This is a genomic window from Oceanicola sp. S124 (genome assembly GCF_000220565.1).
In the GTDB taxonomy this organism is placed as follows: domain Bacteria; phylum Pseudomonadota; class Alphaproteobacteria; order Rhodobacterales; family Rhodobacteraceae; genus Pseudooceanicola.
Genome location: NZ_AFPM01000011.1, coordinates 17,663 through 28,956, shown reverse-complemented (window position 1 = coordinate 28,956; position 11,294 = coordinate 17,663). Strand labels below are relative to the sequence as shown.

Sequence of the window (11,294 nt, the reverse complement as noted above, 5' to 3'; positions counted from 1 at the left end):
CCATCCTGATCACCGCCGCCGAGGATGTGCATACCGACATCGAACCGCTGGCCGTCGCCAAGCTGCTGAAGGCCGTGGTCGATGAAGAGGCGCCCGAGCTGGTCATCGCCGGCAAGCAGGCCATCGACAACGACATGAATGCCACCGGCCAGATGCTGGCCGCCCTGCTGGGCTGGTCCCAGGCGACCTTCGCCAACGAGGTCAAGATCGAGGACGGCGCCGCCCTGGTCACCCGCGAGGTCGACGGCGGGTTGCAGTCGATCAAGGTGAAGCTGCCTGCCATCGTCACCACCGACCTGCGCCTGAACGAGCCGCGCTACGCCTCGCTGCCCAACATCATGAAGGCGAAGAAGAAGCCGCTGGAAACCAAGACGCCCGAGGATTACGGCGTCGACGTGACCCCGCGCCTGCAGGTCGTCAAGACCGCAGAGCCCGAGTCCCGTCAGGCCGGCGAGATCGTCGGCTCGGTCGACGAACTGGTGGCGAAACTCAAAGAGAAGGGGATCGTGTAATGGCCGTTCTTCTGCTTGCCGAAATCAACGACGGCGTGCTGGCGCTGGATGCCACCGCCAAGGCCGTCTCGGCCGCCGCGAAGCTGGGTGACGTGACCGTGCTGGCGGTCGGCGCGAAAGCCGCCGACGCCGGTGCCGAAGCCGCCAAGATCGCCGGTGTCGCCAAGGTGCTGGTCGCCGAGGATGCGCTTTACGGCCACCGCCTGGCGGAACCCGTCTCGGCCCTGGTGGCCAAGCTGGGCGCCGACTTCGACCACATCGTCGCGCCGGCCACCACCGATGCCAAGAACATCCTGCCGCGCGTCGCCGCGCTGCTGGACGTGATGATCCTGACCGATGTGACCGCCGTGGTCGATGCCGATACCTTCGAGCGTCCGATCTACGCCGGCAACGCCATCCAGACCGTCAAGTCGCTGGATCCGAAGAAGGTAATCACCTTCCGCACCTCGACCTTCGACGCTGCCGGCGACGGCGGCTCGGCCTCCGTCGAAGCGACCGCCACCGCCGAAGACCCCGCCCTGTCGGAATGGGTCGAGGACAAGCTGGCCACCAGCGACCGCCCCGAGCTGACCTCGGCCGGCATCGTCGTCTCGGGTGGCCGTGGCGTGGGCTCGGAAGAGGACTTCGCGCTGATCGAGAAGCTGGCCGACAAGCTGGGCGCCGCCGTCGGGGCCTCGCGCGCCGCGGTCGACTCGGGCTTTGCCCCGAACGACTGGCAGGTGGGTCAGACCGGCAAGGTCGTGGCGCCCGAGCTCTACGTGGCCGTCGGCATCTCGGGTGCGATCCAGCACCTTGCCGGGATGAAGGACAGCAAGGTCATCGTGGCGATCAACAAGGACGAAGAGGCGCCGATCTTCCAGGTTGCCGATTACGGCCTGGTTGCCGACCTCTTCGAGGCCGTGCCCGAGCTGATCGAGAAGCTCTGAAGCTGGAGAGGTGGGTTGCACCCACCCTACGCAGATTGCGAAGGCCCGTCAGTCATGGCGGGCCTTTTGCCTTGGACGGGAAGGGGCTGGGGGCTCCGCCCCCGTCGCCTGCGACGCCTCCCCCGGAGTATTCCTCGCCATCGAATATGAGGGAGGGCCGTTGCCCCCAGCGGGACCGCCCCCCCTACTCGACGGCCATAAATATTCTAGCCGACGGGCTGAGCCCTCGGGGCGGGCGTCATGGGGGCGCTGCCCCGCCTCCGTGCCGGAGGCTCCCCCGCAGTATTTTCGGCCATCGGATGGGAGGAGAGACCCTGTTCCATCCCGAGGCCATGAGTATTGATCCGCAACCTGGGGGACCGGGGCTGCGTCAGCTGGATGTGAGCAGAGCTTTCAGCGGCTCGGCGAGCGCCTCGGCCACCTCGCCATGGGCGGCGGAGGAGAGCTGTTCCGCAGCGGCGGGCGCCTCCATCGCCGAGAAGATCATCCCGGCGGTGCCCTCGGCCTGGGCCGAGGGGCTCGGCACGCAGGTGACGAGGCCATTGACCCGGTCGGTCAGCGCCGCGAGCATCTCGCGGGTGACGAAGAGCGGGTCGCGGTCGAGTGCCTCGTCGTCGGGCGCGCCGGGTTCATGATCGGCGAACCAGAGCAGCAGCACCGGCACCGGGATGCGGTCCAGCAACTGCCCCATGCGCGCCACCCAGGCCTGTTGCAGCTCTTCGCGCAGCATGGCGAAGCGGTCGCGCGACTGGGCGCGCAGGCTGCCCAGCAGGTGGCCGGTAAAGTGGAACTCGGTGAAATCGACCTCGCGGTAGACCGTCTGCAGCAGGGTCGAGGCCTGCAGGAAGCGGTCGTTGCGCCGTGGATGCACCGCGTAGAAGCGGTTGGACATGTTCTGCGCCCCCGGGAGGCGGATCACCGCCACCCGCGCCTGTGCCACGACGCGCAGCAGATCCGGGTCGCAGAGGAAGGCATCCACCCCCGCGTTGGCCCAGCCCAGATTGACCGCAGGCAGGCCCAGGCGCTCTTCCAGGATCGCCGGATAGGGATGGGCGATGAACTTGCCGTAGGTCTCGGCCCCGCCCAGGAAGGCGATGAAATCGCCGTCGATGCGTCGCCTTGGCCCCCGGAAGAGGGTCTTCGACTGGCCATACCGGCACGGAAAATAGTCCAGGCCACCCCGGCCCAATTGGTCAAAGCTCATATCGCCCACCACTCATGTCTCACCCACCCTCCAGTGTGCCCGCGAAAGCTTGCCAAAGACCTAAGCCCGGCAGGAGCAGACCTGCGGCAGGCTTTGCTCTGGGCTTGCGGAGGGGGCGGCGGCGGTCCACATTGCCCCCGACCAGATTGAAGAGGGAGGATCACGTGGAGATCCGGACTGTTGGGGTGATCGGCGCGGGCCAGATGGGCAACGGCATTGCCCATGTCTGCGCACTTGCGGGCTATGACGTGCTGCTGAACGATATCAGCCAGGAGGCGCTGGACGGCGCCGTGGCGACCATCACCAGGAACCTCGAACGGCAGGTCAGCCGCGAGAAGATCTCGGCGGCCGAGAAGGATGCGGCCCTGGCCCGGATCTCGACCACCCTCGAGCTCGCCGACCTGGGACCAACCGACCTGGTGATCGAGGCGGCGACCGAGAAGGAACAGGTCAAGCAGGCGATCTTCGCCGACCTGCTGCCGCACCTGAAACCCGAGACCATCCTGACCTCGAACACCTCCTCGATCTCGATCACCCGGCTGGCCAGCCGCACCGACCGGCCCGAGAAATTCATGGGGTTCCACTTCATGAACCCGGTGCCGGTGATGCAGCTCGTCGAGCTGATCCGCGGCATCGCCACCGACCAGGAGACCTACGACGCCTGCCTCAAGGTTGTCGAAACCCTCGGCAAAACGGCTTCTTCGGCCGAGGACTTCCCCGCCTTCATCGTCAACCGCATCCTGATGCCGATGATCAACGAGGCGGTCTACACGCTCTATGAAGGCGTCGGCAACGTGCAGTCCATCGACGGCGCGATGCGGCTTGGCGCGAACCATCCCATGGGGCCGCTGGAGCTGGCGGATTTCATCGGGCTGGACACCTGCCTGGCGATCATGAACGTGCTGCACGACGGTCTGGGCGATACCAAGTACCGCCCCTGCCCGCTGCTGACCAAATACGTCGAAGCCGGCTGGCTGGGCCGCAAGACCGGGCGCGGCTTCTACGACTACCGGGGCGAGACGCCGGTCCCGACGCGCTGAGGAGTGCCGGCCCTCATGCGGGGCCGGCGGCCTGCGGGCGCGCGGCAGCCCTCAGCCGCGCCCGATATAGGGCATCTTCGTCGCCATCAGGGTCATGAACTGCACATTGGCCGCAAGCGGCAGCTGCGCCATGTGCAGCACCGTGCTTGCCACTTCCCCGACCTCCATCACCGGGGGCGGGGTGTCGGGGCTGCGGGCGATGATACCGTCCAGCAGCTCTGTCCGCGCATTGCCGATGTCGATCTGGCCGCAGGCAATGTCGAAGGGCCGCCCGTCGAGGGAGAGGCTTTTCGTCAGCCCGGTGATCGCATGTTTCGTCGCCGTGTAGGCCACCGAGCCCTCCCGCGGGACATGGGCCGAGATCGACCCGTTGTTGATGATCCGCCCGCCCATGGGGGTCTGGCGGCGCATCTGCGCAAAGGCCTCGCGGGCACAGAGGAACATGCCGGTCAGGTTGACCTCGACGATGCGGCGCCATTCGGCCACCGGGATCTCGTCGATGGGGGCCTGGGTGCCGAACATCCCGGCATTGTTGAACAGCACGTCGAGGCGGCCGGCCCGGGCGGCGAAGCGGGCAAAGGCGGCGGCGACCTGCGCCTCGTCGGTCACATCGGCAGGCAGGACATGGGCGCGGGGCTGGCCTTCGGCCAGGGCGAGCAGCCTGTCCTCGCTGCGGGCCAGCAGACCCACCGTCCAGCCCTGGGCGAGGAAATGGCGCGCGGTGGCGGCGCCGATGCCGGCGCTGGCGCCGGTGATCAGGATGGTGCTCATGCGAAATCACCCTCGGTCTGGGCCTGAAGGGTCAGCGTCGGCGCCGCGTTGACGCGCAGGTCCTCGACCGACAGCGGCTCTGTCGGCTTGGACAGGCGGTTGCGCGTCACCCAGAGCAGGCGTTCCTCGGCGCGGGTGATGGCAACGTAGGCGAGGCGCTTCCACAGCGGCTGGCCGGCCTCGACCCGGCCCATGCGCGAGGCGACCTCGATGTCGGGCGCGAAGACCTGCACGTCGCGCCACTGGGAGCCTTGCGCCTTGTGGATCGTCACCGCAGCCCCGTGCAGGAAGGTGGCGCCCATGCGGGCGGCATAGGGGATGAAGGGCTCTTCCTCGTCCGGCTTCTCGATCTTTACGATGGAGGCGGCCGAGACCTGGGGGTTCTCGGCCCCGACCACGTGAAGCCGCGAGAAACCGCCGCGCTTGCCCGGCCCGAGGTAGATTACCTGGGCGCCCTTGATCAGCCCGCGCGCCTCGAGGTCGAGGCGCTTCTTGCGGTGCTTCAGGGGCAGTTCGATGCCATCGCAGATCAGCGGCTCACCCGGCAGAAGCGCGTCCTCGGGCGCGTCATGGACGCGGCGGAAGGCATTGATCAGCCGGATGCGGGTCGCATTGCGCCAGACCAGCACCGGCGAGCGTGACATCAGCCCCGCCTCGACCCGGCCGGCAAAGACAACGCGGTCGTCGGCGCGGGATTTCTCTTCGACCATGCGTTCGAAGGCGTAGAAATCGACCATCGGATCGGCCAGGGCATGGGCCAGGTCGAGGATCGGGTTGTCGGCATCCTGGCGATGGATCCGGGCGAGGTTCAGCAGCGCGGGTTCCGGCAGGGCCTCGAAGACCATCTTGCCGGACTGGCCGACCGGGGCCAGCTGCGCGGGATCGCCGAAGAGCACGAGGTTGGGAAAGATCTCGCGCAGGTCGTCGTACTGGCGCTCGTCCAGCATCGAGGCCTCGTCGATGAACCCGACGTCCAGCGGATCGTCGCGCCGCTTCCAGCCGGTGATGAAGTCCGAACCGCGCAGGCCAGCCACCGCCAGCGCGGCGGGGATCGACTTGTTGATCTCGTAGGAGGCCTTGGCGCGGTCCAGCATCTCGGGCGTCGCGCCGTCGATCTCGGGCTTCTCGCCCTGGCCTTCCAGCCATTCCGCGATAGCCTCGTAGACCGGGTCATAGACCGGCTTGTAGAGGATGCGGTGGATCGTCGTGGCCGGCACGCCGCGCAGGCGCAGCACCGAGGCGGCCTTGTTGGTGGGGGCCAGGATGGCCAGGGTGCGGGCGTCGCGGTCGCGCTTGGGCTCGTAGTCGCCCGAGACGATGGCGACCCCGGCCGCCTCGCAGGCCTTGTAGAGCTGGGCCAGCAGCATGGTCTTGCCCGAGCCCGCCTTGCCCAGCACCGCAAGAGAGCGCTGGCGTCCCTCGATCGCGGGCTGGGTGGTACCTTCCAGCAGGTCGATCCCGGCGCCCTTGAGGGTCTCGGAGATTCGGTCCCAGGCTTCGGCCTGGTCTTCGGAGAATGTGAGCGCGGGGACAGTCATGTCGCGACGCTATCCCGCGGCGCGCCCGAGCGCCAGAGCAGGCGCAGCCGGACGCGTCCGGGCGGTGCAGTTTTGGCGCGGCAGGGCATGGGGTTGGCATGGGGTACGGGCATCGGGCGGCGGTCGGAATGGTGGATTGCATCTACCCTACGCCCCTTGCGCTGCCGCGGCGGGACATGCGGCAGCCTGTCCTGTCGGAACGTGACGCCACGGCAGTATCAGGCAACGAAACTCTCCCGGCACGCGCGCGCCGCATCTGTCACCCGACCAGCTGGTCTCTCTGCACGCGGCTGCGGTGACCTAGGGACAGGCGTCGCCCGTTCTGGTCACCTCCGCAGACAGGGAGACAAGGATAGGAAGTTCCGCCCTTGGGGCAGCACCGTCGAAATCGTCACCGGCCGCAGCGCGACTGTCCTTGCACGGCGGATCCCGGCGTGGCTGCCTCTGCACCGCCGCTGTCGGCACGCGTATCCCAGCATGGCCCGATCCCGCACCGCCCGCCGCAGCACCAGCCATCCCTGCAAGGCACGGCCTGTCGCGGCCGGCGTAGGGTGGATGCAATCCACCATCCGGCCGCACCCGTAGCCAACCGCCTGTCGTGGCGGACCGAGGCGGTCCATCCCGTCAGTGCTTGCGCAGCGAAGGCATCTTGCCCTGTTCGTAGGAGGTCTGGAACGCCGAACGCATCCGGTCGATCCGCTTGCGCGTGATCTCGTCCTGCACCACGCGGCTGACCTGCGCCAGCTTTTCGGCCGAGGCGTAAAGCTCTCGCTCGCGGGCGGCTTCCTGAAGATCCGCCAGCACGTCGATCATCCACTGATCCGCGCTGAGCTTCGACAGCATGGCATCGACATCGGTCACCGAAGATCCCTGAACCTCATGTCTCATCCCGTCGTCTCCTGCTGGTTTAGCGCCACACTGATGGCGCCGGGCCCCTGACCGGAACCGGTCCGCACCGATGTGCCGCCACAGTGCCGCGCACAGCCTAAGAAGCCGTTAAGAACTTCCTCCCGGCGCGCGATTTTCCGCCGTGCAGAACGGGAGCTTGGCCCTTTCGCCGCAGGCCGTGGCGTGGCAGGCTGGCGCCATGACAGAGATCACATGCAGGGTCCGGATCACCGGCCGCGTCCAGGGTGTCGGCTTCCGGGCCTGGACCCGCGAGGCCGCCCTCTCCCGGGGGGTCACCGGCTGGGTCCGCAACCGTCCCGGCGGCGCGGTCGAAGCGCTGCTGCACGGCCCCGAGGCACACGTCGGCGCGGTGCTGCAGGACCTGCGGCGCGGCCCCGCCTTCGCCCGGGTCGACCTCGTCGAGCACCGCCCTGCCCCGGATGTCCGCCCGGAAGGTTTCGAGATCCGCCGCTAGGCGACGCTCCGCCGCGCCGCGCCGCTGTCCGGCAGGCCGCCGCCGACCCCCGGCGCGCCGCGCCCCCAACCATGGGAACAAGACCCGGGACGGGGCATTGGGTTGCCATGACCGGTCGGCTCCTCCCCGTTCCGCGCCAGCTTCCGCTTCTGCCCCTCATGGCGGGGCTGGCCCTGTTCTGCCCTGCCTTCGCCGCTGCGCAGACATCGCTGTTGCGCGCCGGTGCGGGCTCTTACGCCGCAAGCGGATCCTACGGCATCACGGTCAACCGCGACTGGGCCGACCTGTCCTTCGGCCTGCTGCTGCCCGGCCGCGCCAGCATGGCCAGCGCGCTGTTCAACGCATTCCGCGCCGCCGTTTCGGGCAGCGCCGAGGATCAGACCGCGCAGCTTGGCTACGGGCGGATTTCCCGGGTGGCCCTTGGACCGGACCGGGTTCTGGGGCTCAACGCCTACGTCGAACTGGGCAAGCAGGCAGGCATGCCCGACCTGCTGGGCCAGGCGAGCCTGGGCGTGGAATACGAACAGGCGATCACGGGGGCCCTGCAGGACTGGAGGTTGAGCTTCGGGTCGAACCTCTACATGCCCTTCGCCGACTACACCGCGCCCCGCTTCGGCAGCTCCGCCGCCGTGCCCCGCGCCGGCATCGACGGATACCTCTCCTGGCGGCGTAGCTTTGGCAGTGGTCTGGACATCGGCGGGCGGCTCAGCCTGTTCCACTACCCGGCCAGCCCCACACGTGCAGCCCGCGGCCTCGGCACGCTCAGCCTGACCAGCCGGTTCACCGGGTCCCTGCCCGAAGGCAGCGCCGTCGAGGCCCGCCTGGGCACCCGCTTCGAACCGGGCAACGCGCCGGTCCCCTCGCTGCGCCTGACCTACCGTCACCGCCTGCCCCACCCCGGCGCCTCGGCAAGCGCCCCCGTCGGCCCCCTGCGCCCGGCCAGCGACTGCCATGTGGTGCCCGATGCCCGCGGACCCGAGCGGATCTCCTGCGCGCCGCCCGACCTTCAGACACCGGACTACCAACCGCAGGCCCGTCCGACACGCGCCCGGACCAGGGCGCCCGCCCCGGCCCTAGGGCTGGTGGTGCCCGCACCGCAAAGGCACCTCGGCTTCGGCTCGCCCTTCACCCCCTGATTTGACCCGAGGCCCGCCTTGCCCTCGGCCCGCATCCGGGTACTCTGGCGCCAAATCCGCGCGACCGCGCGCCCAGAGAGGACAGAGAGGACAGAGAGATGACCGTTCATATCGGAGCCGCCCCCGGCCAGATCGCCGAAACCGTATTGCTGCCCGGCGACCCCTACCGCGCTCGCTGGGCCGCCGAGACCTTCCTCCAGGATGTCGAGCTGGTGAACGAGGTACGCGGCATGCTGGGCTTCACCGGCACCTGGAAGGGCAACCGCGTGACGATCCACGGCTCGGGCATGGGCATGCCGTCGCTGTCGATCTACGCCAACGAGCTGATCCGCGACTATGGCGCCAAGACCCTGATCCGCATCGGCTCCTGCGGGGGGATGCAGGAAAAGGTGAAGATCCGCGACGTGATCCTTGCGATGAGCGCCTCGTCGATCTCGACCCCCTCGGCCGGCATCTTCAAGGAGCTGAACTTCGCCCCCTGCGCCGACTACGGGTTGCTTGCGGCCGCCCATGCGGCGGCCACCGCCAAGGGCACGCCGGTGCATGCGGGCGGGATCTATTCGGCCGATGTCTTCTACGACGAACGCCCAGACCTGAACGAGCAGATGACCCGCCACGGCATCCTCGGCGTCGAGATGGAGGCCGCCGAGCTTTACAACCTCGCGCATCGCTACGGCTGCCGCGCGCTGGCGATCCTGACCGTCTCGGACCACCTGCAGACCGGCGAGGCCCTGCCCTCGCAGGACCGCGAAAAGAGCTTCGGCGACATGGTGGAAATCGCGCTGGAGGCCGCCTTCGCATGAGCTTCAGGAAAGTGGAACTGGGCCGCACCGGCATCATGGTGCCGCAGCTGGCCTTCGGCGCCATGTCCTTCGGCGGCATGTTCGGCCCCACCGATGAAGAGACCAGCCACGCCTGTCTCGACGCCGCCATCGAGGCCGGGATCACCTTCTGGGACACCGCCAATATCTACGGCATGGGCGTGTCGGAAACCGTGCTGGGCACCTACCTTGCCGCGAAGAAACCCGAAGGCATCACCATCGCCACCAAGGCCTCGATCATTCCCGGCCCGCCGCGGCGGATCGACAACAGCTACGACTACCTGCGGGCCGAGCTGGAAGGCTCTCTGGAGAAGCTGGGCCTCAGCTCTGTCGAGCTGTTCTACGCCCACCGTCACAACCCCGAGACCCCGATCGAGGAGGTGGCAGAGACCATGGGCCGCCTGATCGACGAGGGGCTGATCAAGGGCTACGGCCTGTCCGAGATCGCGCCCTATACGCTGAGCCGCGCCCATGCGGTGCGGCCCGTGACGGCGGTGCAGAACGAATACTCGCTCTGGACCCGCCTGCCCGAGCTGGGGCTGATCCGCAGCTGCGCCGAGCTGGGCGTCAGCTTCGTCGCCTTCTCGCCCGTGGCGCGCGGCATGTTCGGGGAAACCTCGGTGCGTCGCGAAGACATGCGGCCCGGCGACTTCCGCCTGAACAACCCGCGCTTCGTCGAGCCGAACTACAGCCACAACCTCGGCAAGGTCGAGGCGTTCCGCCAGTGGGCCCGGGGCCGGGGTGTCTCGGTCGCCGGGGCGGCGCTGGCCTGGGTCATGGCACAGGGCGACCATGTGATCCCGATCCCCGGCACCCGCACCGCCGCCCACCTCGGCGAATGGCTGGATGCGCTGAAGATCGAGATGGACGCGGCAACCCTGGCCGAAATCGACGCGATCCTGCCCGTCGGCTGGGCCTGGGGGGATCGCTACGGCGACCATCAGACGGTCGCCGTGGAACGCTACTGCTGAGGGATCAGAGCCCGTGGCTTCGGTCGTATCCCGACCGCCGCGGGCTCTGCCACCCCTCTAGCGCGCCAGGTCGCGGCGCAAGGATCTCGATCTCGAGCGGATAGCAGGCGGCTTCGTCAGAGCTGTGCTCGGCGGAACAATCGCCCCCCGGACAGGCCGAAAGCGCCCCCAGCAGGTTGATCTCGGCGAAGAAGGTCAGGTGATCGCCGGGGCGCACGGGGCTGGCCTTCATGAAGTACTGGCCGGTGTCGCGGGTGAAGCCGGTGCACATGAAGACATTCAGCACGTCATGGACATGCGGCTCGGCCTCCGCGGCGCTGATCCCCAAGTGCCGCGCCAGGGCCCGGGTCAGGTTGGAGTGGCAGCAATGGTGATACTGGCTGCCGGAGAGGAGATTGCCGGTGTAGGGGTCGCAGCGCGTCCCGATCACGTCATGCACCGAACCACCGTATTCATCGATCCCGTACCAGCCGAGCGTATCCTCGACGATGGTCGCCATGGGCCGCAGGTTCGGGAAGGAGGACCAAAGCCGCTCGCCCGTGCTCACATGCGTCCCATGCAGGGCCCGGGTTTTGCCGGAGTAGAAGCGTTCGGAAATATCCCGCGCGTTCCAGAGGTTGAGGTCGCCGACCTGCGGCCCCTGAACCGAGCGGATGCGGAAGAACTGCCCCGCCGGCACCTCGAAGACCCCCGCCTCGCGCGGCGGTGCGACGACCCTTGCCGTGACCTCCGCCCCGTCCAGCGCCGCAGCATAACGCGCCATGTCGGGCCGGGGGAGAGTCTCGTTCGGATAGCAGATCACCGGCTTCACGGCGCGGCGGGCCTCGGCGTCGGGGGGTATCATCATGAGGATCTCCTTTTGGGGCAAAGAACCCGGCCCTGCGCGGTTTGGCAAGGGCAGCGCGGGGTTTTCGCCCGTGCCGGGCGAGGCCTCCGGCGGAAGTATTTTCAGCCTGGTGATGATGCGGGGCAGGGCCCGGAAAGGCGGCGGACGTTCGCCATGGAGAGCGTG

The 11,294-nt window shown here is 68.4% G+C and carries 12 protein-coding genes; 7 read left to right on the top strand and 5 right to left on the bottom strand.

What is annotated here, in order from left to right:
- On the top strand, window positions 1-512 hold a 512-nt coding region (locus tag OS124_RS0101030; protein ID WP_010137397.1), incomplete at its 5' end, for an electron transfer flavoprotein subunit beta/FixA family protein.
- Window positions 512-1,438 carry an electron transfer flavoprotein subunit alpha/FixB family protein gene (locus OS124_RS0101025; protein ID WP_010137396.1) on the top strand — a complete coding sequence of 309 codons (927 nt, stop codon included), beginning with the start codon at window positions 512-514 and terminating at the stop codon, window positions 1,436-1,438. The genes OS124_RS0101030 and OS124_RS0101025, both read left to right, overlap by 1 nt.
- Before the next feature lie 370 nt (window positions 1,439-1,808).
- Here OS124_RS0101025 and OS124_RS0101020 read toward each other — a convergent pair whose 3' ends face one another.
- Entirely contained in the window at window positions 1,809-2,642 is an 834-nt protein-coding gene (locus OS124_RS0101020; protein WP_010137395.1) for a DUF6473 family protein, read from the bottom strand.
- Window positions 2,643-2,806: 164 nt separating this feature from the next.
- On the opposite strand from OS124_RS0101020, the gene OS124_RS0101015 reads away from it, so the two are divergent.
- Window positions 2,807-3,682, top strand: a complete 876-nt coding sequence (locus tag OS124_RS0101015) for a 3-hydroxybutyryl-CoA dehydrogenase (protein ID WP_010137394.1) — start codon at window positions 2,807-2,809, stop codon at window positions 3,680-3,682.
- A gap of 51 nt (window positions 3,683-3,733) precedes the next feature.
- Here OS124_RS0101015 and OS124_RS0101010 read toward each other — a convergent pair whose 3' ends face one another.
- The 3 genes from OS124_RS0101010 to OS124_RS0101000 form a co-directional block, all read right to left on the bottom strand.
- Window positions 3,734-4,453, bottom strand: coding sequence for an SDR family oxidoreductase (locus tag OS124_RS0101010; RefSeq protein ID WP_010137393.1), 720 nt, complete (start codon window positions 4,451-4,453; stop codon window positions 3,734-3,736).
- A complete protein-coding gene (locus OS124_RS0101005; protein WP_010137392.1) occupies window positions 4,450-5,991 on the bottom strand; it encodes an ATP-dependent DNA helicase in 1,542 nt (513 codons plus the stop codon). Before OS124_RS0101005 ends, OS124_RS0101010 begins: the two co-directional genes overlap by 4 nt.
- Before the next feature lie 624 nt (window positions 5,992-6,615).
- Window positions 6,616-6,879, bottom strand: a complete 264-nt coding sequence (locus tag OS124_RS0101000) for a hypothetical protein (RefSeq protein ID WP_010137391.1) — start codon at window positions 6,877-6,879, stop codon at window positions 6,616-6,618.
- 199 nt (window positions 6,880-7,078) lie between these two features.
- Between OS124_RS0101000 and OS124_RS0100995 the strand changes: the two genes are divergently transcribed.
- From OS124_RS0100995 to OS124_RS0100980, 4 genes are all read left to right on the top strand, one after another.
- A complete protein-coding gene (locus OS124_RS0100995; RefSeq protein ID WP_040606506.1) occupies window positions 7,079-7,354 on the top strand; it encodes an acylphosphatase in 276 nt (91 codons plus the stop codon).
- Between the two features lie 107 nt (window positions 7,355-7,461).
- Entirely contained in the window at window positions 7,462-8,490 is a 1,029-nt protein-coding gene (locus OS124_RS0100990) for a hypothetical protein (RefSeq protein ID WP_010137389.1), read from the top strand.
- Window positions 8,491-8,588: 98 nt separating this feature from the next.
- Window positions 8,589-9,293 carry a purine-nucleoside phosphorylase gene (gene deoD, locus OS124_RS0100985; protein WP_010137388.1) on the top strand — a complete coding sequence of 235 codons (705 nt, stop codon included), beginning with the start codon at window positions 8,589-8,591 and terminating at the stop codon, window positions 9,291-9,293.
- Entirely contained in the window at window positions 9,290-10,282 is a 993-nt protein-coding gene (locus OS124_RS0100980) for an aldo/keto reductase (protein WP_010137386.1), read from the top strand. The genes deoD and OS124_RS0100980 overlap by 4 nt, the downstream gene beginning before the upstream one ends.
- Before the next feature lie 4 nt (window positions 10,283-10,286).
- Here the strand turns inward: OS124_RS0100980 and OS124_RS0100975 are convergent, their stop codons facing one another.
- Window positions 10,287-11,129, bottom strand: a complete 843-nt coding sequence (locus OS124_RS0100975; protein WP_010137385.1) for an urea carboxylase-associated family protein — start codon at window positions 11,127-11,129, stop codon at window positions 10,287-10,289.
- Window positions 11,130-11,294: the final 165 nt, after the last annotated feature.